General features: G+C 70.5%; 24 protein-coding genes. 6 read left to right on the top strand and 18 right to left on the bottom strand.

Annotation, left to right across the window (positions count from 1 at the left end):
• Positions 1–39: 39 nt before the first annotated feature.
• Positions 40–690: a DUF3159 domain-containing protein gene (locus HD596_RS51810; RefSeq protein WP_185076819.1), complete on the bottom strand. Its 651-nt coding sequence runs from the start codon at positions 688–690 to the stop codon at positions 40–42.
• Positions 687–1,886, bottom strand: coding sequence for an FAD-dependent oxidoreductase (locus tag HD596_RS51815; RefSeq protein ID WP_185076820.1), 1,200 nt, complete (start codon positions 1,884–1,886; stop codon positions 687–689). Before HD596_RS51815 ends, HD596_RS51810 begins: the two co-directional genes overlap by 4 nt.
• Before the next feature lie 102 nt (positions 1,887–1,988).
• Between HD596_RS51815 and HD596_RS51820 the strand changes: the two genes are divergently transcribed.
• From HD596_RS51820 to HD596_RS51830, 3 genes are all read left to right on the top strand, one after another.
• Positions 1,989–2,624, top strand: a complete 636-nt coding sequence (locus HD596_RS51820) for a TetR/AcrR family transcriptional regulator (protein ID WP_185076821.1) — start codon at positions 1,989–1,991, stop codon at positions 2,622–2,624.
• Between the two features lie 205 nt (positions 2,625–2,829).
• Positions 2,830–3,609, top strand: coding sequence for a sensor histidine kinase (locus HD596_RS51825; RefSeq protein WP_376776173.1), 780 nt, complete (start codon positions 2,830–2,832; stop codon positions 3,607–3,609).
• Positions 3,606–3,812 carry a hypothetical protein gene (locus tag HD596_RS51830; RefSeq protein WP_185076822.1) on the top strand — a complete coding sequence of 69 codons (207 nt, stop codon included), beginning with the start codon at positions 3,606–3,608 and terminating at the stop codon, positions 3,810–3,812. Before HD596_RS51825 ends, HD596_RS51830 begins: the two co-directional genes overlap by 4 nt.
• A gap of 192 nt (positions 3,813–4,004) precedes the next feature.
• Here the strand turns inward: HD596_RS51830 and HD596_RS51835 are convergent, their stop codons facing one another.
• Positions 4,005–4,898, bottom strand: coding sequence for an NmrA/HSCARG family protein (locus HD596_RS51835; RefSeq protein ID WP_185076823.1), 894 nt, complete (start codon positions 4,896–4,898; stop codon positions 4,005–4,007).
• Between the two features lie 14 nt (positions 4,899–4,912).
• Entirely contained in the window at positions 4,913–5,344 is a 432-nt protein-coding gene (locus HD596_RS51840; RefSeq protein ID WP_313046800.1) for an enoyl-CoA hydratase/isomerase family protein, read from the bottom strand.
• Between the two features lie 240 nt (positions 5,345–5,584).
• Here HD596_RS51840 and HD596_RS51845 point away from each other — a divergent pair, with 240 nt between their 5' ends.
• Positions 5,585–6,157, top strand: coding sequence for a TetR/AcrR family transcriptional regulator (locus HD596_RS51845; protein ID WP_313046802.1), 573 nt, complete (start codon positions 5,585–5,587; stop codon positions 6,155–6,157).
• 622 nt (positions 6,158–6,779) lie between these two features.
• Here HD596_RS51845 and HD596_RS51850 read toward each other — a convergent pair.
• Positions 6,780–8,462: an ABC transporter ATP-binding protein gene (locus tag HD596_RS51850; protein ID WP_246555452.1), complete on the bottom strand. Its 1,683-nt coding sequence runs from the start codon at positions 8,460–8,462 to the stop codon at positions 6,780–6,782.
• 519 nt (positions 8,463–8,981) lie between these two features.
• Here HD596_RS51850 and HD596_RS51855 point away from each other — a divergent pair.
• The gene (locus HD596_RS51855; RefSeq protein WP_185076825.1) at positions 8,982–9,167 is read left to right on the top strand and encodes a hypothetical protein; all 186 of its coding nucleotides are present in this window, start codon (positions 8,982–8,984) and stop codon (positions 9,165–9,167) included.
• 42 nt (positions 9,168–9,209) lie between these two features.
• Here the strand turns inward: HD596_RS51855 and HD596_RS51860 are convergent, their stop codons facing one another.
• The 6 genes from HD596_RS51860 to HD596_RS51885 all read right to left on the bottom strand — a co-directional run bounded on the left by HD596_RS51860 (position 9,210) and on the right by HD596_RS51885 (position 16,360).
• Positions 9,210–11,933, bottom strand: a complete 2,724-nt coding sequence (locus HD596_RS51860; RefSeq protein WP_185076826.1) for a DEAD/DEAH box helicase — start codon at positions 11,931–11,933, stop codon at positions 9,210–9,212.
• A gap of 85 nt (positions 11,934–12,018) precedes the next feature.
• A complete protein-coding gene (locus HD596_RS51865; protein WP_185076827.1) occupies positions 12,019–12,909 on the bottom strand; it encodes a diacylglycerol/lipid kinase family protein in 891 nt (296 codons plus the stop codon).
• A 16-nt stretch (positions 12,910–12,925) separates the two neighbouring features.
• Positions 12,926–13,807, bottom strand: a complete 882-nt coding sequence (gene tatC, locus HD596_RS51870; RefSeq protein ID WP_185076828.1) for a twin-arginine translocase subunit TatC — start codon at positions 13,805–13,807, stop codon at positions 12,926–12,928.
• A gap of 32 nt (positions 13,808–13,839) precedes the next feature.
• Positions 13,840–14,175: a Sec-independent protein translocase subunit TatA gene (gene tatA, locus HD596_RS51875; RefSeq protein WP_185076829.1), complete on the bottom strand. Its 336-nt coding sequence runs from the start codon at positions 14,173–14,175 to the stop codon at positions 13,840–13,842.
• 231 nt (positions 14,176–14,406) lie between these two features.
• Positions 14,407–15,372: a helix-turn-helix transcriptional regulator gene (locus HD596_RS51880; protein ID WP_185076830.1), complete on the bottom strand. Its 966-nt coding sequence runs from the start codon at positions 15,370–15,372 to the stop codon at positions 14,407–14,409.
• Between the two features lie 13 nt (positions 15,373–15,385).
• Positions 15,386–16,360 (bottom strand): helix-turn-helix transcriptional regulator, encoded by a 975-nt coding sequence (locus HD596_RS51885; protein ID WP_185076831.1) that lies wholly within the window; start codon positions 16,358–16,360, stop codon positions 15,386–15,388.
• A 38-nt stretch (positions 16,361–16,398) separates the two neighbouring features.
• Between HD596_RS51885 and HD596_RS51890 the strand changes: the two genes are divergently transcribed.
• Entirely contained in the window at positions 16,399–17,466 is a 1,068-nt protein-coding gene (locus HD596_RS51890) for a DUF3866 family protein (RefSeq protein WP_185076832.1), read from the top strand.
• On the opposite strand, the gene HD596_RS51895 is transcribed toward HD596_RS51890, so the two are convergent.
• The 7 genes from HD596_RS51895 to HD596_RS51925 form a co-directional block, all read right to left on the bottom strand.
• Positions 17,412–17,891, bottom strand: a complete 480-nt coding sequence (locus tag HD596_RS51895; protein ID WP_185076833.1) for a DUF3291 domain-containing protein — start codon at positions 17,889–17,891, stop codon at positions 17,412–17,414. The two genes, HD596_RS51890 and HD596_RS51895, sit on opposite strands and share 55 nt — an antisense overlap.
• A gap of 33 nt (positions 17,892–17,924) precedes the next feature.
• A complete protein-coding gene (locus HD596_RS51900) occupies positions 17,925–18,569 on the bottom strand; it encodes a helix-turn-helix transcriptional regulator (protein WP_185076834.1) in 645 nt (214 codons plus the stop codon).
• A 9-nt stretch (positions 18,570–18,578) separates the two neighbouring features.
• On the bottom strand, positions 18,579–18,935 hold the full coding sequence (locus HD596_RS51905; protein ID WP_185076835.1) for a hypothetical protein: 357 nt from the start codon (positions 18,933–18,935) through the stop codon (positions 18,579–18,581).
• A 15-nt stretch (positions 18,936–18,950) separates the two neighbouring features.
• Positions 18,951–19,850, bottom strand: coding sequence for an FKBP-type peptidyl-prolyl cis-trans isomerase (locus HD596_RS51910; protein WP_185076836.1), 900 nt, complete (start codon positions 19,848–19,850; stop codon positions 18,951–18,953).
• A 99-nt stretch (positions 19,851–19,949) separates the two neighbouring features.
• Positions 19,950–20,882: an FKBP-type peptidyl-prolyl cis-trans isomerase gene (locus tag HD596_RS51915; protein WP_185076837.1), complete on the bottom strand. Its 933-nt coding sequence runs from the start codon at positions 20,880–20,882 to the stop codon at positions 19,950–19,952.
• 74 nt (positions 20,883–20,956) lie between these two features.
• On the bottom strand, positions 20,957–22,315 hold the full coding sequence (gene pafA / locus HD596_RS51920) for a Pup--protein ligase (RefSeq protein ID WP_185076838.1): 1,359 nt from the start codon (positions 22,313–22,315) through the stop codon (positions 20,957–20,959).
• A gap of 154 nt (positions 22,316–22,469) precedes the next feature.
• Positions 22,470–23,015: a hypothetical protein gene (locus HD596_RS51925; protein ID WP_185076839.1), complete on the bottom strand. Its 546-nt coding sequence runs from the start codon at positions 23,013–23,015 to the stop codon at positions 22,470–22,472.
• Between the last annotated feature and the right edge of the window lie 449 nt (positions 23,016–23,464).

Raw genomic sequence — 23,464 nt, forward strand, 5'->3', positions numbered from 1 at the left:
GCGTGCCGGAACATCCAACGGCCGAACCGGTTGCAGTTGTCAACCGCGGTTCGAGATGGGAACTGCGGATTCAGCTCCCGTGGGGTCCGCTTCGGCGCGCAGGATCCGCCAGATCACATAGGCGCAGGCGGCGGTTGCGGGCATGGTCAGCAGTGTGCTGACAGTCCCGAGCACGATCACGTTCCCGGCCAGGTACAAAGGCACCATCACCATCGCGCCGATGGCGAATTTCGCCAGGAAGACCGCCGAACACTTCTGGTAGAGGCGCCGCCTCGCACGATCGCGCCGCCAGGTGAACCGTTCACCGCGCGCTTGTCCCACCACCAACCCGATCAACGGCCACCCCACCAGCATGGATACCAGGAACACGGCCCCGCCGACCACGCTGGCCAGCACACCGACAAGGTAGAAGTTGACCCCCACCCCGCTACTCCCGGCCAAGAACGCGGACACGCCCACCGTGAGTAGCCCGCCGGCTGCCTGCCAGTACTTTCGGTCGGTCCACACCCGGGCCACCGCGAGGACGAACACACCGCCGACTGCGATCAGGGCGGAGGTCGTGACTTGGCCGGTTATCAGATAGACAACCGTGAACAGCGCTCGGGATGCGATGCTTTCCGCGAGCGTGCGCCAGCCGCCCACTACGGCGAACAAGGACAGCGACTTCTGCGTCAGCAGGTTGAAGTTCATGTGCTGACCTCCGCTCCATTGGATCCGCCGGATCCGCCGGGGGTGGGAACCATGCGGGGGGTGCCTTTGGTGACGTCGGGGGCGGGGAAGCTGTCGCGGCGCATCGCGTCCTCGTAAGCACCGATCGCGGCGCGCAGACTCTGCTGCCCACGGGAGGCCTGGACCAGCTCATCGCAGAGGCGGTGCGCATCCTGCATCGCCAGGTTGCCGCCGAAACCCGGTGCCACGTGGATCGCATCGCCGATGACCGTCACCGGAGCAGCCGGCCATGCCGGCATCAGCGGGATCAGCCCGCCCCGCAGGGCGACTGTGAGGTGCGGCCACGCGTGGTCGACGACCATCTGCAACGTCGGGTGAAAACCGGCGGACACTTCCTGCGCTCGGCGCCACACCGTGGCCGGTGATTCGGCCGAACCGAGCACCTCCTTCGTGACGGGCAGCGCCCACATCATGTAGTCCTCGGCATCGGCGACGACGCGGGAGTGCAGAGCAGGCAGCCACTCTTTCCTCGCGACGACCGGCGGCTGGCTGAACCGCAGCACGGCCATCGCCATCATCGCGCCGTGCGCCTGTGCGTTGGAGGGGCTGTGGCCGATCAGTTCGGGTAGCCCGGTACCGGCCACGGCCCGCAGCGGCGTCGCGCCCATCAGCGTGCGTTTCCCCGTGTCGACCACCCGCACGTGAGGCAGGTACTGGCGGCGAACGGCTGAACCGATGCCGTCCGCACCGACCAGCACGTCCGCGGTGTCCGTGCTGCCGTCGGCGAACCATGATCGGACGGTCCCGTCGGGCCGCTGTTCGAACCGCGTGAACTCCGCCCCGAACCGCACCGTGTCCTCCAGTCCGGTCAGCAACACCGCCCGCAACAGCGGCCGGTGTACCTGCCGCCCGGGCCGCACCCCCGCCGTGCCGTCCAGCGGTTGGCTCCGCTCGACCACAAGCCTTCCCTCTACTTCGGACAGGAGCAGCCTCTGTTCGCGCGGTCCGCCCATGGTGGCCTCCGCCATCGCCACATGCGGCGGCGGCAAGCACGCCCGCAGCGCAGCCGTTCCGCGGTCATCGAAATGCAGGCTGACGCCCTGCGGACGCCCCTGCTCCTCTTCCCGCTCGTATACCACGACGTCGATTCCCGCCCGTCGCAACCCCTGGGCCAGCGTCAACCCGCCAAGCCCCGCACCGACCACGACTACCTTCACACTGCCGACCTTTCTCCACCGATTGATGAAGTTCAAGGTAGCACGTACCGGGTGAATAACTTCACCAATCGGTGAGGAAAGATCCGATAGACTCGCCCTGCCATGACAGAACACAGTCCCTCTGCTCGCCCCGGACGCTGGCGATCCGGCGCGGAAAGCAGGCAACGGATCCTGGAAGCCGCCCGCGCGCTGTTCCGCGAGCACGGCTATGGCGGCACGACCGTGCGCGCCGTCGCCGCCCAGGCGGAAGTCGATCCCGCCATGGTGTTCTACTTCTTCAAAACCAAGCAGGGCTTGTTCGCCGCGGCCACGGAGATGCCCCCCCATCTGCCGTCAGCCATCGAATCGATCTTCACCGGCGGCCTCGATGGCATCGGCGAACGCATCATCCGAACGCTCTTGGAGAACCTGGACAAACCCGGCCGCACGCCGCTCATGATGCTGACCCGGTCAGCCCCCACTCACGAGGTGTCCGAAGCACTGCTCCGCGAATTCATCGACCGGGAAATCACCAGTCGGCTCGCGGCGATGCTCGACACGCCCGACGCCGCGCTACGGGCCGGCATGGTGAACGTCCAGATCCTGGGCCTGGCAGTAGCGCGTTACATCGTACGACTCGAACCGATCGCCTCTGCCTCCACCGACGAACTGGTGGCCAGCCTCGGCCCGCTCGTGCAGCAGTGCCTCACCGGACAGGGGGCTACTACCGCTACCGACACGCCAGGCAGTGGAAGGTGATCGACTTCACCCGCCACAGCCCCCATGATTGCCGGCGCCGGTGACATGATTTCGACCACCCTGTCGGGCTCAATAAACATCCCCAGTCGACCGCGTCCTGGACGAGCTGCTGCTACTGGCGCGCAGCCAGGCCGGGCTCGCGGCGCGGGAGCCAGTCGACCTGGCCGCTGTCGCGCCCGCCGCCCTCGACGCCACCGGAGCGCGGCTGCCGCCGGCGTCGCCGTACGATGCGAGCTCCGGCCGGCGCGGGTCAGCGGCGAACCGGTCCTGCTGGAACGGATGGTCGGCAACCTGGTCGACAACGCGGTCCGCTACAACGTGGCGGGCGGGCGGCTGGGTCGTCGACACGGGAACGGCGGGCGGGCGCGCCATCCTGCGGATCTCCAACACCGGCCGCCCGGTCCCGCCCGGCGAGGCGGAGACGCTGCTGGAACCGTTCGTGCACGGGCAGGGCACCCGCGTCCGCACCGACGGGCTGGGGCTGGGGCTGTCGATCGTGCGCGCGGTCACCCTCGCCCACCGGGGACGGATCGCGGTCGCCGCCCGGACCGGCGGCGGCCTCGGCATCACCATCGACTTCCCGCAGAACCCGGTGACGAAGGACGCGAGATCGCAGGACATTGATTCGAGCTACCTCGACCTCGCGGTGCGCGGGGTGCGCTCCGCCGAGGTGAGCACGAAGATCAGCCGCCACCTGGAGCGGCCGTGCGCCTGGCTGGCCGCCGGGCTCGGGCACCCGCGCGTCTCGGCGGTCACCGCCCGCGAGATCACCGCCTGGCGCGATCACCTGGCCGCTGCCGGGTGGCGGCGCAAGGACGGCGGCGCGGCCGCCATGGCGCCGGCGGCGGTCAACAACCATCTCGCCCATGCCTCGGCGCTGTTCTCCTGGATCAACGCGCACGCCCCGGCCGCCCTGCTGCCGGGGGGCGATCCGACCAAGCGCGTCGAGCCGCTGCGGCTGACCGCCCCGAGGTCCGCGCGTTGAACGCTGCCCAGGTGCGCACCGTCAAGAACGTGCTGGACCGGCTGGAGTCCTTCCACCAGCTCACCGGCCGTCGCCACCGTGGCGGCCCGGCCGCCACGCACCGCCATGCCCGGCCGCTGCGTGATCGCGTCATCGTGCACACGATGCTGGGTACCGGGCTGCGCCGCGCCGAGATCGGCGGCGGATACGTCGAAGACCTGTGACACCGCTCGAGCGGTACGGGCGCATCAAGGGCGGGGTCAGGGGATGTCGGCCAGGCGGACCTCGCCGGCCGCCCCGGCCGGGCGGAACCGGTAGCCGCCCTGCCGGTCGAGCTGCAGGTCCATGGCGTGCGGAACGACTCACCTCGCCTTCGGCCATGGCCCTCACCACTGCCCGGGAGCAGCCCCGAGTTGTCAGTCGCGCTTCTGGGCGGCGGCGTACTTCTCCGCGCCCTCCCGCTCCAGCCAGGCGGCGAAGGTCATCAGGCCGGGGTGCCGCTCGCGCAGGGCCGGAATGTCGGCGTACCAGCCGCCTCCGTGGTTGGCGAACTCGTAACCCGCGATGGCGTCATGGCCCTTGTCCAGAAGGACCTCGCGCGGAATGGCCCGGTAGGTGATCGGCTCGTGCAGCACCTGCTCCATGACGTGCGCGATCTGGGTCATGGTGAGCTCGTCGCCCGCCAGTTCGAGGGTCTCGCCCACGTACTGGGCGGGGTCGGTGAAGGCCAGGGCGGCGAAGACGCCGATGTCCGTACCCGCGATGAGCTGCACCGGCACATCGGGGAAGATGACGTCGGCCAGCACACCGTCGCGGGTGCCGAAACGCGGATCGACCTGGTTGTCCATGAACCGGACCGGCCGCAGCACCGTGGTCGGCGTGCCAAGCCGCCAGGCGTGGGCCTCCAGTTCCGCCTTGCTCTCCCAGCGGCGAATGCCGTGGCCGGCGTCGGCGGCGCCGACCGAGGCGTAGACGAAATGCTCGATGTGGGCGTCGGCGGCCGCGTCCGCGACATTCCTGCCCAGCCGCAATTCATCCTCGACGGTGAAGTTCGGCGGCGTTCCCGGGTAGCCCGCGGTGGGCTGGACGCTGAAAACGCCGTACACGCCGCGGAACGCGGCGTCGAGCGAGGCGCGGTCGTCCATGTCACCGTGCGCCACTTCGGCACCCGCCTCGGCCAGCGCGCGGGCACTCGCCGATTGAGGGTTCCGTACCAGGGCCCGCACGCGCCACCCGGCCCCCAGCAGCGCACGGGCCGCCGCACCGCCCTGGGTGCCGGTGGCGCCTGTCACCGCGACAATGTTCTCCATCACTTACTCCTTGATCACGTTTCGAACAGTTGGTGCGCGCGACCGAAGCCCAGGTCGTCCACCAGGCGCCGCTTCCACGGACGCTGGAGCACGGCGTGGGTCAGCCTGCGCGTGGTACGAGGGGCCGCCATGATCGTCGCTGCCGGCTCCCTGGCCCGGGGGATCAGCCGGTCGGCCGGCACCACCTCGTTGACCAGGCCCAGCTCCAGCGCCTGCGCGGCATCTATGCCCGCGCCGGTGTAGAGCGCCGTGGCGCTGCGCTTGAGGCCGAGGAGCTCCTGAAAGACCAGGTGCTGGCCGTCACCCGGCACCGCGCCGGCCCGGAAATGAGTGTCGTCGAAGACGGTCTCGGGGGTGCACAAGGTGATGTCGCAGGCGAGCGCGAGCTCGTGGTGGTAACCAGGGCCGTTGATGGCGCCGATGGTGGGAACGTCCACCGCGAACACCGTCGTAGTAGGTCTGGTAGCGCCCGCCGGTCAGCCGCCTCTCGCGCAGGTCCGGCTCCAGCCCGGCATCCAGGACCCGCCGGTGCCCGTGATGATCAGCACCTCGTTGGCCGGGTCGTTCCCGGCTTCCTGAAAGACCTGTCCCCACGCGTAACCTCCCAAGCTAACCGGGGATACTCCCCGTTTAGCGGCCTGCGCTACGATACGGGGACTGTCCCCGTTTCTGCAACCGGAAGTACCGTGACCCAGCCAACGGCCAAGCCCATGCGGGCCGATGCAGCGCGCAACTACGAGCGCATCCTCGCGGCCGCGAGATCGGCCTTTGCCGAACAGGGAGCCCAGGCGCCGCTCGACGACATCGCCCAGCGGGCAGGCGTCGGAAACGCGACCCTCTACCGCCACTTCCCGACGCGGCAGGCCCTGCTCGAAGCCGTACACCGCGACCACATCGAGGCCCTGTGCCGCCAGGCCGAGGCACTGCTGTCGTCCGCCTCGCCCAGCGAGGCCCTGATGTCCTGGCTCAAGGCCGTCGTCGCCCAGGGCAGCACGACCCGCGGCCTGGCCGCCTCCCTCATGGCTGCAGTGGGAACGCAGGAGGAGTCATGGTGCCGCGCGGCCATCGTCACCTCGGCCACCGCACTGCTCACCCGAGCCCAGCAGTCGAACGCCATCCGCCAGGACGTCACGGCCACGCAACTGCTCAAGTTCGTCAACGCCATCGCCCTGGCCACAGAGACGGAACCCGACCGAGACCAGCAGTCCGGCCATCTCCTCGACCTCCTCCTCAACGGCCTGCGCCCCACACCTGGCTGATCCGCAAGCCGGGATAGACCGTGTGACCTTTCCCGACGCCATCGAAATCCTCAACCCCGACGACACCCACAAAAGACCAGAGGGGTCCGCGAGCTGGCCGGGCGTGGAGGGACGCACCGACCGCGCCCCGGTGGCCGTGCAGGGGGGCGTGGGGATCGATCCTTCCGGCCGTACGGAGTTTCATGCTGGCCGCCCGGGCGCGCGGCCTGGGCACCGTGTGGACCACCGCGCATGGCTGGCCGGCTACCGGCGTTCTGGCCTGAGAGCTGTCTCTTGGATCAGGTTCGGAGCCAGATGGCCAGCGCGGCCAGGGTGACGGCGCCGAGGAAGATGTAGGCGCGTTTGTCGTACCGGGTGGGTGCGCCATGAGGCGCCAGGGAGTCGAGTGAGGTGAGAGACCTTCACCGCCGGGTTGTCGCAATCATCCGGCTGAAGCTGGGGGCAGTTCGTCCCGGAGGATGCCGAGGTGGGCGATAAGCAACCCTGACAACGTCGGGACGGACTGGCACTGCCAGACGGTCCGGGTCCGCCGAATGTCTGACGGATGGCCGCACCATGAACTGCGTACCCCGGACACCGAAGCACCCGCCCCCGGAAGGGCGGGTGCCGGGCTCGGGGCCGGTCAGGAGGGTGTGGCCCGGTGGTCGGTCAGGGGGCGCGGGTGGGTGTGGGCGAAGCGCTTGAGGCGGATGCGCTCCTCCCTGCGCACGGGCGACAGCTCCACGATGCGCGCCCCCTCCGGCACGAACCGCAGGTCGTGCGTGATGAGGAGCGTCGTCCGCCCGGCCATGAGCCGCAGGAGCGGCTTCATGACCTGCGCGGCCGTGGCCTCGTCCAGCCCTGTCATGGGCTCGTCGAGCACCAGCACCGGCGCGTCCCGCAGGACCGCCCTGGCGATGGCGATCCGCTGCCGCTGGCCGCCGGACAGCAGCCGCCCCCGCTGCCCCACCGGCGTGTCGTAGCCCTGCGGCAGGAGTTCGGCGAACTCGTGCACCCCGGCCGCCTCCGCCGCCCTGACGATCTCCTCCAGCGAGGCGTCGGGGCGGCCGTAGGCGATGTTGTCGCGTACGGACCCCGAGAACAGCAGCGTCTCCTGGTGCAGGACCGTGATGTTCTCGCGCAGCGACTGCCGCGTCAGGCGCCGGATGTCGACCCCGTCCAGCAGGATGCGGCCCGCTTCCGGGTCGTAGAACCGCAGCATCAGCTTGGCCAGCGTGGACTTGCCCACCCCGCTCGGCCCGGTGAGGACGACGACCTTGCCGGGCGAGGCGGTGAACGTCACGTCCCGCAGCACCTGCCGCCCCCGCCTCGGATACGTGAAGGCGACCCTGTCGAACTCGACCAGGCCCCGGCTCCGCCCGGCGGGCACGGCGTCCTGGGCGTCGGTGACGGAGGGCCTGACCTTGAGGATCTCGATGACCCGGTCGGACCCGGCCGCCGCCTCGGACACCGTCAGCGCGAGCTCCCCCAGCGCCTGGACCGCCGGGTAGAGCAGTGCCAGGTACGCGGCGAAGGCCAGCAGGCCGCCCAGGGTGAGCCGGCCGGCGGCGATCTCCCACGCGCCGAACCCGAGGACGACGATCAGGCAGACGGTCTCGATGACCTGAACGGTGGGCCCGTACAGGCCGGACAGCCAGGCCTGCGACATGTTGGCGCGCAGCCACATGCCGCCCTCCCGGTGCAGCCGGCGCGACTCGGCCTCCTGCCGGTTGTACGCCTGCACGAGCGGCTGGTTGGCCAGCCCCTCCTCCAGGACGCTGTTCATGGCGCCGTTGCTGTAGCGCTCCCGGGCCGCGGCCGTTCTGAACCTGCCCGCGAACACCTTGGACACCACCAGGAACAGCGGGATCAGCGCCATCGTGACGAGGGCGAGGTCCCAGCGGATGAAGAAGGCGGCCCCGGCGAAGAACACCACGCTGGCCGCCGTGGTGAGCGCCTTGACCAGCCCGGAGCCCACGAGCTCCTCGATGGCCTCGATGTCGTCGGTCAGCCGTGCCATCAGGTCGCCGAGGCGGCGGTTCTCCGAGAAGTCCGGCGCCAGCGTCTGCAGGTGCGCGTAGACGCGGTCGCGCAGGGCCAGCAGGAACCGTTCGGCGCCCAGCGCGGTGGCGTACGTCGCCGCGAAGGACGTCGCCCCGGCGATCGCGGCGAGCCCGAGCCAGAGGGACGCCGGGACCCAGAACTCGCCCAGCCGCCGGGTGGTCAGCACCTCGTCGGTGATGTGGCCGAACAGGCGGATCGCGGCGACCTCGCAGAGCGCGGCCACGACGGCGAACACGACGCCGGCCGCGAATAGGCGGCGCAACCCGCGGGTGTCCGGCCAGAACTCGCGGAAAGTGCGGCGAATGGAAATCGCCGGGGCGAGTTCGCGGCCGGAGACAGTCAATGAGAGCCGGCGGCCAGGCCACCGGCTCTCACGGGAGCGGTTTACCACCCCCACCACCAGCGCCGGGAGCGGCAGCGCCAACCGCGCCAACCACAACGCCAGCGCCTACGGCGTCGGCAGCAACCCTGCTGGAAGTCCATCCTGGTGAGCTGAGTGCCAGCCATGATTCCTCCCCCGTTTGCTGACTTGTACAAATCGCACGTTAGCACCCGAAATGCGACAAAGCACGAGATATCGCCTTTTTAAAGGTAATTTGACCAGCGAAACCGCCCAACAAAGGCCGTTGCCCGACGCTGTTAAATCGAGCGTAAATAAAAAGAACCGCTAATCCGGGTAACGGTAATCCCAAAGGATGCTGCTCAGAACTGGTTCCAAGGTGTAGGTCACCCGATACTTTGGTCCGATGGATCGGACGTCTGCCCCCAGGATCATGGACGCATGGCATTCCTCGGCGTCATCCTCATGATCCAGGGCTTCGGCAGCCTCATCGCCGACCACTTCTTCGGCAAGAACTTCGGCCTGCTCCACCTGGTGCTCGACGGCACCGCGCTCACCGTCGTGAGCACCGTGGTGGGCGTCGCGGGCCTGCTCCTGACGATCGGCGCGATCGCCAAGAACGACTAGGACCCGCCCTCCGACAGAGGGCGGGTCCGACCTTTCGACAGGTCAGGTGAGCGAGGAGTAGGCCACCACGCCCCGCCGCATCGCGTCGACCGCCTTGCCCGCCGTCTGCTTGATCTTGCTGCCCGGCGGGGCCGCGTTCCCCAGCTGCCCGAGCAGGTCCATCAGCTGCTTGACCCACCGGACGAAGTCACCGGCCGCCAGCTCGTTGCCGTTCACCCCGTCCCGCAGCACGGCGTCCAGGGTGTGCCCCTTCGTCCACCGGAACGCCGCCCACGCGAACGCCAGATCCGGCTCCCTGATCGTCGACAGCCCATGGTCGGACTCGATGCCCTCCAGCTCCCCCCACAGCCGGATCATCGACGTCAGCGCCTCCTGCGTCCGCCCGGCCGGCACCTTCGGGCGGCGCGCGTCATCGGAGGCCCGCGACTCGAACACCAGCGCCGACACGCACGCCGCCAGCTCCGCCGGGTCCAGCTCCTCCCACAACCCCTTGCGCAGCGACTCGGCCGTCAGCAGGTCGAGCTCGGTGTAGATGCGGCCCAGCCGGCGGCCCTCGTCGGTGACCGTCTCACCCTCGAGATAGCCCAGCTGCTCCAGCACCGAGCAGATGCGGTCGAACGTCCGCGAGATGACGTGCGAGCGCCCCTCGACCCGGCGGCGCAGCCCCTCGGTCTCGCGCAGCAGCTTGTAGTAGCGCTCGGCCCAGCGGGCGTGGTCCTCACGCTCGTCGCAGCCGTGGCACGGGTGCTGGCGAATGAGCCGGCGCAGCTCGTTGACCTCGTCGTCCTCCACCGTGTGGTCGCGCGCCCTGGCCGGCTTGCCCAGGTCGCGGTCGCCCAGCTTGGCCAGCAGCGTGGAGACGAGATTGGCGCGCTCCTTGGGCGAGCGGCCGTTGAAGTTCTTCGGGATGCGCAGCTTCTCCAGCGGCTCGACCGGCACGGGGAAGTCCGCCGGGTCGAGCTTCTTGACCTGCTTGCCGATCGTCAGCACCAGCGGGCTCGGCCCCTGACCGCGCGGGTTGCGGCCCGGATCGAGCACGATCGCCAGCCCCGCCCGGCGCCCGCCCGGCACCCGGATCACGTCACCCGGCTGCAGCGCCTCCAGCGACCGCACCGCCGCCGCCCGGCGCGCCGCGCCACGCTGCCGGGCCAGCTCGGCCTCACGATCGGAGAGCCTGCGCCGCAGCGCCGCGTACTCGGGGAAGTCCCCCAGGTGGCACGTCATCGCCTCCTGGTAGCCCTCCAGCGCCTCCTCGTGCTTGCGCAGCTGCTTGGCCAGCCCGACCACCGCCCGGTCGGCCTGGAACTGCGCGAACGACTCCTCCAGCAGCGTCCTGGCCCGCTCCCGGCCGAACTGCCCGACCAGGTTGACCGCCATGTTGTACGAAGGCTGGAAGCTCGACCGCAGCGGATACGTACGCGTACCCGCCAGCCCCGCCACCGACAGCGGATCCATGCCCTGCTGCCACAGCACCACCGCATGACCTTCGACGTCGATGCCGCGCCGCCCCGCCCGCCCGGTCAGCTGGGTGTACTCGCCGGGCGTGAGGTCGGCATGGGTCTCGCCGTTCCACTTGTCGAGCTTCTCGATCACCACGCTGCGCGCCGGCATGTTGATGCCCAGCGCGAGCGTCTCCGTCGCGAACACGGCCTTGACCAGCCCGCGCGTGAACAGCTCCTCCACGACCTCCTTGAACGCCGGCAGCATGCCCGCGTGGTGCGAGGCCAGCCCGCGCTCCAGGCAGTCACGCCACTCCAGGTAGCCCAGGACGGCCAGGTCCTCGTCCGGAAGGTGCGCGGTGCGCTCGTCCACGAGCTGCCTGATCTCGTGCCGCTCGCGGTCGGTCGTGAGCCGGATCCCGGCGTACAGGCACTGCTGCACGGCGGCGTCGCACCCGGCGCGGGAGAAGATGAACGTGATCGCCGGCAGCAGCCCTTCGGCGTCGAGCTTCTCGATCACCTGCACCCGGTCCGGCGGCCGCGAACGCTGCGGCCGGCCGTAGCCGCGCCTGCCCCGCCCCGCCGTCAGCCGCTCGGCGTCGCGCGTCACCCGCATCAGCGTGGGGTTGACGCGCGGGGTCAGGTCGTCGTTCACGAACATGTCGTAGAGGCGGTTGCCGACCATCATGTGCTGCCACAACGGCACCGGACGGTGCTCGTCCACGATCACCGTGGTGTCGCCGCGCACCTCGCCCAGCCACTCGCCGAACTCCTCGGCGTTGCTCACCGTCGCCGACAGCGCCACCAGCCGCACCGACTCCGGCAGGTGGATGATCACCTCTTCCCAGACCGCGCCGCGGAAGCGGTCGGCGAGGTAGTGGACCTCGTCCATGACCACGAACCCGAGCCCCGCCAGGGTCGCCGACCCGGCGTAGAGCATGTTGCGCAGCACCTCGGTGGTCATGACGACGATGGGGGCCTCGCCGTTGACGCTGTTGTCGCCGGTCAGCAGGCCGACCTTGGCGGTGCCGTAGCGCTTGACCAGGTCGTTGTACTTCTGGTTGGACAGCGCCTTGATGGGGGTGGTGTAGAAGCATTTCTGGCCCTGCTCCAAGGCCAGATGGACGGCGAACTCGCCGACCACCGTCTTGCCCGACCCCGTGGGCGCCGCCACCAGCACACCGTCTCCGGCCTCCAGGGCGCGGCAGGCGTCTAGCTGGAAGTCGTCCAGCTCGAAGTCGTAGAGACCTCGGAACGATCTCACCGCGGCCCCGTCGTCCCCATGTTTCTGACGGAAGGCCGCATAGCGTTCCGCTGGCGTTGTCATACCCGTCAGCCTACCGAAATCGCCTTTCCGGTCGGTCCCCCCGTGGTGCGACGGCTCCTGCCCGGGCGCCTTTACAATGTAGATTTCAAACGATGACCCGTAACGCCCCCGGGCGTACCTCGCAGTGGACCGGCGCCGGGCCCACGCGTTCGCCGTCGGCGTAGGCGAGAACCGAGTCCGTGGTTTCCAGCCGCACGCTCCGTACCCGCCGCACCGACACCGCCCGATGCCCCACGTGCGTCCCCCGGTAGACGCTCGGGAAGACCCGCAGGAACTCGGCCTTGGACACCGCGTCCAGCATCACCACGTCCAGCAGCCCGTCGTCGGGCCGCGCGTCGGGGCACACCCGCATCCCCGCCCCGTACGAGCACGTGTTGGCCACCGCCACCAGCATGGCCTCGCGCTCGATCACCTCGTCGTCGTCGAGGGCCAGCCGGAACGGGATCGGCCGGAACGAGCGCAGTTCCTCCACCGTCGCCACCAGGTAGCGCGCCATCCCCGGCGGCCACGTCTTCCGGTTGGCCCGCTCGTTGACCCGCGAGTCGAACCCGCAGCACATCACGCCCGCGAACAGCTCGTCCGCCTGCCCTGCCCGGATCCGGGCGACGTCCACCAGGCGCGACTTCATGCGCAGCACGGCGCGGGCCGCCGCGATGGGGTCGGCGCACGGCACCCCGAGCGCGGCCGCGATGTCGTTGCCGGTGCCGGCGGGGATGATGCCGAGCGGCACGTCGGTGCCGGCCACGGCCTGCACGGCCAGGTGCACCAGCCCGTCGCCGCCGAAGGCCACGAGCGCGTCCGGGCGCTCGGCCACGGCGGTGCAGGCCCGCGCGAGGGCGTCGGCGGCGTCGTCGCCGACGATCACCGACAGCTCGGCCCCGCCGGCACGCAGCCGGCGCGCCACGGGCTCGAGCAGGCGCAGCGTACGGCCGCCGCGGGCGGCGGGGTTGACGAGCAGGGCGAGTTGTGGGGACACGCCCGGAACTTATCGCCTATCGCGTGGAACCGGAATCCTCCCCGGAGCGCTCGTCGTCGACCGGAGTGGAGTCCTCCACCAGCGGGGAGGCCTCGTCGTCGGACAGGTGGGAGAAGTCCTCGGTGGCGGGCATGCGCTTCTCACGCATGAACATGAAGAACTCGGCCAGGAAGTAGAGCACGATCATGGGTGCGGCCAGGGCCATCATCGTCAGCGGATCGCCGCCGGGCGTGATGACGGCGCCGAAGACGAACATGGCGAAGACCACCCAGCGGCGGTGCTTCTTGACCGTGGCGTAGGAGAGCACGCCGATGAAGTTCAGGAACACGAGCAGGAGCGGCAGTTCGAAGGACACGCCGAAGATCAGCAGCATGATCAGGACGTAGTCGAGATAGTCGTCGATGCCGATGGTGGCGACAGTGCCTTCGAGCGAGAATCCCAGCAGGATGCCGAGGCTGGTGTCCATGATGATGTAGGCCAGCGCCGCGCCGAGCACGAACAGCGGGACAGCCAGCCCCATGAACGCCATCGAGTAGCGCTTCTCGTTGCGATAGAGCGCGGGGGTCACGAACGCCCAGATCTGGTAGAGCCAGACAGGCGAGGACACCACGAGGCCGATCATCAACGAGACCTTCAGCGTGATGAAGAAAGACTGGAAGATGCCACTGTAGGTCAGGGCACACTGCCCGTTGAGCTGGCGCGACTGAACGGTCTCGCAATAGGGGGCTTTGATCGCCTCCCACACGGGGTCGAAGAAGATCCAACCGACGATGACGCCGACGACGACGGCGGCCACCGCTATGAGCAGCCGGTTGCGCAGCTCGCGCAGGTGCTCCATGAGGGGCATGCGGCCCTCGGGGTCACGCGCGGGCTGACTCGACCGTTTGAGCAACGCCATCTAACAGTCCAGGTGACGAGGAGGGATGGGGGTCAGGCTCGCTTGTCGGCCTGGGCGGCGCTGGCGCGCAGCCTGGCGGCCTGCTCCTCGAGCTGCCTGGCCTGCTCCTCCGCGGAGAGCGCAGGGGCGGCCTGGATCTGCGAGGGCTGCGCCGGCTGGGGCTGCGGCTGAGCCGGGGCCTGCGCCTGCGCCTGCGCCTGGACGGTGTGGGTGTCCTCGTCGTCGTCGCGGAGCTTGGCCGTCTCGGACTTGAAGATGCGCAGCGACCTGCCGACGCCGCGGGCCATCTCGGGCAGCTTCTTGGCGCCGAACAGCAGGACGAGCACCAGCGCGATGATCAGAAGTTCGGGGACTCCGAGATTCGACATGAAACGCCCTTTTCTAGCGAGTGCCTTTTTTCAGCCACGATCGTACGCTGCCTGAGGCGTGGTCTCACCCCCCTGGCCCGCCAATCTGGCCCGCCGCGGCTCCAGCTGAGCCGTCGCCTCGGCGATTTCCCTCTTCAGAGTACGTGCCGCCACGACGACGCGGGCACCCGCGACCCCGACCACGCCGAGCCCCGCCACGCACAGCCCGCCCGCCCGCCACGTAGATCCACGTCATGACTGGTGAGCGTACAGGGCCAGGGCCCGCTCGGCCTCCTGGCGCACGGTCTCGGCCATCTCGGGGGGAGAGACGACCCGGCCGGTGTCGCCCAGGCGCAGCGCCAGCTTGAGGATCCAGTCCTCGTCGCGGGCCCGCAGCGCCACCCGCAGCCGCCCCTCGCCGAGCTCGGTGACCTGCTCGCACGGGTAGTACTCGGCCACCCACCGCCCGGCGGCGCTGAGCTCCAGCTCGACCAGCTCGTCAGTGGGCGAGGGCCGGAAGACGCCCTGGGTGACGTCGATGGGCTCGGCCTCGGCCGGCGGGTCGGCGGGCACGTCGAGCACCTCCACGCCGAGCATCCGGTCGAGCCTGAACAGCCGCATCGCCTCGGCCCGGTAGCACCAGCCCTCCAGGTAGGTGCGGCCGTCGACGACCACGACCCGCGTGGGGTCGACCTCGCGCGGCGTCACCTCGTCGCGCCCGGGCACGTAGTAGCGCAGCGACAGCCGCCGGCCCCTGGTGAGCCCCTCGCGCACGCGCGGCAGCGCGTCCGGCGCGGCGTCCACGTCGACCGCGAGCTGGCTGCTGAGGGTGGCGGCGCCCTCGCCGGCGGCCCGCTCCAGCTTGGCCGTCACGCGGGGCAGCGCGTCCCCCGGAACCTCGGCGAGCTCGGGGGTCGCCGCCAGCATGCGCAGCGCGACCAGCAGCGCGCTGGCCTCGTCGATGCCCAGCCGCAGCGGCCTGGCGATGGTCTCGGCGTTGTCGATGATGATCTCGCCGCCGTCCCAGGAGACGTCGATGAGGTCGCCGGGGGTGTGGCCGGGCAGGCCGCACATCCACACCAGCTGCAGGTCGTCGATGAGCTGCTTCTCGCTCAGCCCGAACACCGCGGCCACCTCGTCGACCTGCGCCCCCGGGTGGGACATCAGGTACGGCACCAGCGCCAGCAGCCTGGGCAGCCGGTCGGCCGACCCGCTCATCTCAGCTCCTCTGTCATGCCATTGCCCCCTTCAGTCGGCGGATGACGGCCTCGCGGGCGTCCGGCGGCCCGACGACCTCCACGTCGGCGCCGAGGCTGGCCATCCAGCCGGCCAGGCGTTCGGGGTCGGTGAAGGGCAGGTCGGCCTCGTCCCACCCGGCGTCCCCCGTACGCACGGCCGAGGCGAGCTGCCGCAGCCCCTCGCACGTGCCCTGGCGGACGCGGACGACGGCCACCCGCTCGTCCGTCGAGTCGTCGGGAAAGCCGACCATACCCCGGAGATCGACCCCTTCGGGCACCTCGACCGCGCCGGGCCGGCCCATGACGGTGACCTGGCCGGTGACGCGGCTGAGCCGGAAGACGCGCGGCGCCTGCCGGTCGCGGTCGAACCCGGCCACGTACCAGCGGCCGTTGCGGCTGACCACGCCCCACGGCTCGACGGTGCGGGCGCGCACGCTCTCGCTGCCGGCGCTGCGGTAGTCGAAGCGCACCACGCGCCGGTCGCGCACGGCGTCCCACAGCGCGGGGAAGGCCGGGTCGCGGGTGTCCACGCGCAGCTCCAGCGCGCCGCCGCCCATGACCCCGCCCATGGACGGGCCGACGGGCTGCTCGGTGGCCACGCCGCCGGCGCGCAGCTTCAGCAGCGCCCCCGAGGCGGCCTCGGCCAGGCTGGCCCGCTGCCACACCTGCGCGGCCAGGCCGAGCACGGCGGCCTCGTCGGGCTCCAGGGTGATCTCCGGCAGCTCGTACGACTCGCGCTCGATCCGGTAGCCCGGCTCGTCCTCCCAGGGGTCGCGCACCACGTCGATGGGGATGCCGATCTCGCGCAGCTCGTTCTTGTCACGCTCGAACATGCGCTGGAACGCCTCGTCGCCGTCGCGGTCGTAGCCGGGGACGGCCTGGCGGATCTGCTCGGCCGACAGTGGCCTCCGGGTGGCGAGCAGGCAGATCACCAGATTGAGCAACCGTTCGGTCTTCCGGCGCGACATCTGCCTCACTCCTCCTGCATCGACGCTACCCTGCCCCCGTGATCAGATGGCGCAAGGGCGAGGTTGTACGGATCCGGCGCGAGTGGCCGGGAGCGGTGGAGCTGGACGTCGCCGTCCCCGAAGGGGAGTGCCGGGCGCTGGCGTATCCGCCGTTGGTGGGCCGCCCGGAACCCGGCGACGAGGTGCTGCTCAACACGACGGCACTCGCGATGGGTCTCGGTACGGGAGGTTACGCCATGGTGGTGGCCGTCCCGAACCGTTTGCCGCAAGATCCCGCGGGTCCGGGCCACCTGGTGAAGGCCCGCTACACGCCGCTGCAGGCCACGGTGCTGGGCGCCGACGAGCAGGACTCCCCGCATCACGACAGATTGCGCGAGGCCGACTCGCTCGACGGGATGCCGGTGGTGGTGGCCGACCTGCACTCGGCGCTGGCGCCGATCCTGTGCGGCCTGTACGCCGACCGGCCCGGCACGCGGGTGGCGTACGTGATGCAGGACGGCGGCGCGCTGCCGGTGTGGTTCTCGATGGCGGCGGCCCGGTTGCGGGAGATCGGCTGGCTGGCGGGCGTGGTGACGGTCGGGCAGTCGTTCGGCGGCGACGTGGAGGCGGTCACCGTCCACACGGGGCTGCTGGCGGCCCGGCACGTGCTGGAGGCCGACGTGGCGATCGTCGCGCAGGGCCCGGGCAACCTGGGCACGGGCACCAGGTGGGGCTTCTCCGGGGTGTCGGCGGGCGAGGCGGTCAACGCGGCGGGCGTGCTCCGCGGCCGCCCGGTGGCGGCGCTGCGGGTCAGCGAGGGCGACCGGCGCGAGCGCCACTACGGGGTCTCGCACCACTCGCTGACCGCCTACGGCCGGGTCGCCCTGACGCCCGCCGACGTGCCGGTGCCGGAGCTGCCCGGGGAGTTCGGCGAGCGGGTCAGGGACCAGTCGGAGCTGCTGGCCGTCCGGCACCGCCTGGTGCCGGTGCCGGTGGAGGGCCTGCACGAGGCGCTGCGGGAGTCCCCGGTGCGCCTGTCGACGATGGGCAGGGGCCTGGAGGAGGACCTGCCCTACTTCCTGGCCTCGGCGGCGGCGGGCAGGCTGGCGGCCTCGCTGCTGTCGTAGGAGTCCTTGAACGTGAACGCCTCGGGGCTCGGCCCCTCGGCCCTGAGGCGCTCCAGCCGCGCCATGCCCTCGGCCAGCGACGGGATGTGACCCTCGGGGACCCACCACATCACCATGTACGGCTCCGCGATGCGCAGGAACCACTCCCTGCGCCGGCGCAGCACGCCCAGATGAACGCTGCGGTAGGTGTAGTTCCACAGGGTGTCCAGCGACTCCCACACCGAGAAGTTGATCAGCAGGTGGTCGCCGTAGTCGTGGATGACGGTGGCGGTGGGGTCGCTCTCGCTCTCCTTCAGCCGCCACACGAACCCGGGGGACTCGTCGGCGACGGCGTTGATGGGCTCGAGGAGGGCGACGAACTCGGCGAGGTCCTGACTGTCGATGGGCGCGCGCAGATGGGCGATGTTCAGCTCAGCGAGATGCATGACGCTCAGCACACCACCCGTCCGCCTTCTATGTCAATCCTCATTTATTTTAGAGAGGGAGACGCAGCACTCCCCCGGCCGCGGATCGAGCCTGGCCCGGCCCGGCTCGTCGCCGAGCCCTTCGAGCAGCCCCTGGCACAGGGCCAGGTTCATGGAGCACACCAGCAGCGGCTGCTCCTCGGCCAGCACGTGGAAGGGGCAGTTGCGCAACCGCAGCGCGCCGCCCTCCTCGTACGGCTCGTAGCCGCGCTCCCTGAGCACCCGCTCGACGGGCTCACCGGCGTGCCCCTTGGCCAGCCGGGCCCCGGCCTCGCGCGCCGCCCGCTCGGCCCGCTCCTCGGCGCCCAGCGCGTCGACGACCTCGGCCAGGACCGAGGCGAGGGCGGCGTAGTCGCGCGGCGGCAGGCTCACCGACCGCTCGCCCCTGGCCCGGCGGTAGACCTTGGCGGGCCGGCCGCTGCCCGGCCCCTTCTTCTCCTGCTGCCGGAACCCGCTCTCCAGCAGCCCGGCCTCGACGAGCTTGTCGAGGTGATGGCCGGCGAGGGTCCTGGAGACGCCCGCGGCCTCGGCCGCCTCACCCCTGCCCACGTCGCCGCCGCGGGCCGCGACGGCCGCGTACAGGCTGCGGCGTACGGGGTCGTGCAGGAGGGCCAGCGCGTCGAGGTCGTCGCTACTCACAACGGGAGTCTATGAAAGCTTCCGCTCCACGTGCTTGTACGTGCACGCGCGGCTGGCGTTGGACGGGACGTTGCCGTACCTGCGCCAGCACGCCCCCTTCTTGATCACCCAGATGTCGACCCACTCGGGCGCGTGGTAGCGGCGGTAGGTGGCCTGGGCGTTCTTCAGCACGCGGGCGGCCACGGCCTTGGCCTGGGCCTTGCTGGAGGCGGAGGTGTTCACCCACGTCGTGCCGGCGTCGCCGCCCACGACGCAGGGCTTCTTGACGCCCTTGCAGAAGGGCGGGCCGCCGGCGGCGGAGGCGGCCGTGGCGCCGCCGAGGAGGACGGCTAAGGCGGAGGCGATGACCAGGAATGCACGGATCATGAGGATCATCCTGCCTCAATAGGCGGCGATGACGTCCACGACGTAGACGAGCGTGTCGGTGCCCGTGATGCCGCGGGCGGGGTCGCCGGCGGGGCCGTAGCCGTAGGAGGGCGGGACGACCATCAGGACCCGGCTGCCGGCGGGCACCCCGACCAGGGCCGCCTCCCACCCCTTGGGCACGCCGCCGTCGCCGATCCTGAACGCCTTGGGCCGGCCGCTCGTCCAGGTGGCCTCGAAGACGCGGCGGCGGCTCCAGATCGCGCCCTCGTACTGGGCGACCACGAGCTGCCCCGCCCGCGTGCCGCGCCCCTGACCCCTGGCCAGCACCTTGGCCTCGAACGCGGCCGGCGGGGCGGTGGCGGGCACCTCCAGCCCGGGCGGGGCGCCGGCGCCGACGCGCACGCCCGCCAGCGAGCCGCCGCCCGCCTCGACCGAGGCGCCCCTGGGGTGGGCGCCGAGGATGTCGACGACGTAGACCATCTCGTCATCCGGGCCGACGCCGGGCGGCAGGCGCGCGCCACGGCGTTGATCGGGCGGAAGGGCGGCCAGGACCCTGCTGCCGACCCTGCGGCCCCGCAGCGCCCCGTCCAGCCCCGGCGGCAGCTCCCCCAGCGGGAACGCGGCCGGGGTGCCGCGGTCGAAAGTGGAGTCGACCAGGCGGTTGTCCCCGCCGTCCCAGACGTGCGCGGTGTACTGGACGATCGCCGTGTCGTCCGCGCCGAGCCGGGCGCCGTCGCCGCTCGCCAGCTCCTCGACCTTGAGCCCGGCCGCCGGTGCGCCGCCCGCGAACGTGATCGTCGGCCTGGCCCCGAACGGGCCGTCCACCGTCATGCCCGGATCGCGCGCCACCCCGCCCGAGCAGCCGGCCAGCAGGAGCAGGACCGGCAGTAACGCGGCGGTACGGCGGTGCGGCATCGGTCCTCCCACGCGGCGGGGCTGAGCGTGGCGATGCTACCGCGCCCGGCCCCGTCCTGCCGTGTCCGGCCCGCGCGCGGGCCGGACGGGAGAGTCGGTTCAGGAGGCGCCGAGGATGTCCACCACGAACACGAGGGTGCTCTTGGCGGGGATGCCCTGCTGCGCCTGGTCCCCGTAGCCGAGGTCCGGCGGGATGCTCATCACGACCCGGCTGCCGACGGGCACCCCGGCCAGGCCCTGCTGCCAGCCCTTGATGACCCCCGACAGCGGGAACTCGGCCGGCTGGCCCCGCTCCCAGCTGGAGTCGAACTGCTTGTCGCTGCCCCACAGCTTGCCCGTGTAGTGGACGGTGAGCGTCTGGCTCGCCTCCACCTTCGGGCCGGTGCCCTCGATGAGGGTCTTGACGACGAGCTTGTCCGACGGCTTGTCGCCGGTCTTCGTGGTCAGCGTGGGCGCCTTGTCGCCGCCCGGGTTGTCGACCTTGACGCCCTTGAGGCTCTCGCCGGTCTCCTTGCCGGTGGCGGCCTTCAGCGGCGGCGGCTGGGTGCCGACGATGTCGAACACGAACACCTTGGTCGGCTCGGCCGGCTGCTGCGTGGCCTGCTGCTGGGCGACACTGTCGTTGGCGAGCACGGCCAGCAGCCGCCCGCCGTGCTTGACCTTGGTGAAGCCCTCCTGCAGCACCTGCGGGATCTGCTGGTCGACCGCGATCGTCTCGGGCTTCTTGGTGTCGTACGAGGAGCCCTGGACCGCGTTGCCCTTGCCGTCCCAGTTGTAGACGGTCAGGTTGACGATCACGCGGTCGCCGGACTTGATCCCGTCACCGGTGCCCGGCTGGATCACCTCGTACGACGACTTGGTGGCGGGCGTGCCGGCGGGGAAGGTCACCGTGGGCTTGGCGCCCACGTCACCGGTGACCTTGACCCCCGACCCGGCGCCGGCGGCGCCGGTGCTCGCGCCGTTGTCGGAGCCGCAGGCGGCGGCGAACAGGATCAGTGGCACGGCGGCCAGTACGGCCAGAGCGCGGCGCATGGGTTTCCCTCGGGAAGACGGCAGATTCGCGTCACCCTATCCGACATCCGGGTAGGCCCGAGGTAAACCACGCGCTACATCCCGGCTATGAGCTTGTCCACCCTCTCGTCCACGCTGCGGAACGGGTCCTTGCACAGCACCGTGCGCTGCGCCTGGTCGTTGAGCTTGAGATGCACCCAGTCGACGGTGAAGTCGCGCCGCTTCTCCTGCGCCTTGCGGATGAACTCGCCGCGCAGCCGCGCCCTGGTCGTCTGCGGCGGCACCGACTTGGCCTCGAAGATCTTCAGGTCGGACGCCACCCGCTCCACCGAGCCGCGCTTCTGCAGCAGGTAGAACAGGCCGCGCTTGCGGTGCACGTCGTGGTAGGCCAGGTCGAGCTGGGCCACCCTGGGCGAGGACAGCGGCAGGTCGTACTTCTTGCGGTAACGCTCGATGAGCTGGTATTTCGTCACCCAGTCGATCTCCCGGGAGACCAGGTCGAGGTTGCCGGTGTCGACCGCGTTCAGCGTGCGCTCCCACAGCTCCAGCACCCGGTGGGCGATGGCGTCGCCGCCGCGGCGGTCGACGAAGTCCTTCGCCTTGGACAGGTATTCCTGCTGGATCTCCAGGCTGGAGGCCTCCCGCCCGTTGGCCAGGCGCACCCTGCGGCGGCCGGTCATGTCGTGGGAGACCTCGCGGATGGCCCTGATCGGGTTCTCCAGCGACAGGTCCCGCATCACCGTGCCCGACTCGATCATGCGCAGCACCAGGTCGGTGGCGCCGACCTTGAGCAGCATCGTGGTCTCGCTCATGTTGGAGTCGCCGACGATGACGTGCAGGCGGCGGAACCGCTCGGCGTCGGCGTGCGGCTCGTCCCGGGTGTTGATGATGGGCCGCGACCGGGTCGTGGCGCTGGAGACGCCCTCCCAGATGTGCTCGGCCCGCTGCGATACGCAATAGACGGCGCCGCGCGGCGTCTGCAGGACCTTGCCGGCCCCGCAGATGATCTGCCGCGTCACCAGGAACGGGATCAGCACGTCCGCCAGCCGCCCGAACTCCCCGTGCCTGCCGACCAGGTAGTTCTCGTGGCAACCGTAGGAGTTGCCGGCCGAGTCCGTGTTGTTCTTGAACAGATAGATGTCACCCGCGATGCCCTCTTCGCGAAGCCGTTTCTCGGCGTCGACCAGCAGGCCCTCGAGGATGCGCTCGCCCGCCTTGTCGTGGGTGACGAGCTCGATGACGTTGTCACACTCGGGTGTTGCGTATTCAGGATGGCTGCCCACGTCGAGGTAGAGACGCGCGCCGTTGCGGAGGAAGACGTTGCTCGATCGGCCCCAGGACACGACCCGCCGGAACAGGTAGCGCGCGACCTCGTCGGGCGACAGCCTGCGCTGTCCCCTGAACGTGCAGGTCACGCCGTACTCGTTCTCCAGCCCGAAGATGCGACGATCCATCACCTCACACTATGCCCCTGGATCGGCGAGCGGGAGAGATCTTCCAGGTGTTTTCCCACCCGGCCCTCTGTGACCCCTCTTTTATCCCCTTTGTCCCCGCGCCCGCCCCCACGGGGCGCGGGTCCGTTCTGCCGCTTTTCCAGGACCCTCGGCGTCAGGGCGTCCAGATCTCCTGAACCTGGACGATCTTCCCCTTGTAGACGGTGATGAGCGCGGGCTTCCCCTCCCGCTTCATCAGCACCGACCTGGGGCAGCGCTTGCTGCCCAGCCCCGTGTTCCGGTTGACCGTCATGGCGCCCTCCGACTTCGAGCAGCCGAACGCCGACAGGTAGACCACGTCCTTGGCGACGGGCGAGGCGTACGCCATGACGTCACCCTCGGGCGGGCCCACGAAGTAGCCCTCGGTCTCGGTGCCCTTCTTCCACTTGATCGGCTCGTACTCGGCCACGTCCCCGCGGATCTCGGTGATCCGGCCGCGCAGGATGCCGTCGTGGCGGGAGTGGATGCCCTTGGTGAAGTCGTGCTTCGGGTCGGACTGGAAGGTCGTACCGAACGGCTTGGGCGCCTTGAACTTGGGGAACGCAGCGGCATACCCGGACGCCGCACCGGCCGCCACAGCCGCCGCAGGGGCGGCGTGAGCGGCCACACCGGAGCTCAGCACCACGGCCACAGCGGCACCGGCCGCCAGGAGGCCACGCATGGGAGTGTTCACGGATTCTGAGATCCGCCATCACCCCCCAAAGTTCACCCCCACCCCAGTGATACAAATCACACTCCCGCACCCCCACCTTCTCCACGATTTCACCTCACCTCAGAACCTCCACGCCCCCCGAGCCCCTCACCACCTCGACGCCACCGCCCACACAGTTGCGCGCATCGCCCGTGGTCGCCTACCCACCGCGTACACCTCCCGCATCTCTCCGCAACCCATGCACCGCCTCCCCGCCCCGACCACTTACGCAGCCCTCTGCACCTCATGCACCGCCTCCGCACCACCGCACCACCCACGCGGTCCCCGCGCCCCCAGACACCGTCTGCACCGCCGGCACCCCCGCAGCGCCCCCATAGCGCCCATTGGACCGTTGCCCACACCCCAGCACACGCCCCCGCACCGCGCCCTCGTGCCACGCCCTCGTGTTACGCCACCCG

It is taken from the genome of Nonomuraea jabiensis (assembly GCF_014204795.1).
GTDB lineage: Bacteria > Actinomycetota > Actinomycetes > Streptosporangiales > Streptosporangiaceae > Nonomuraea > Nonomuraea jabiensis.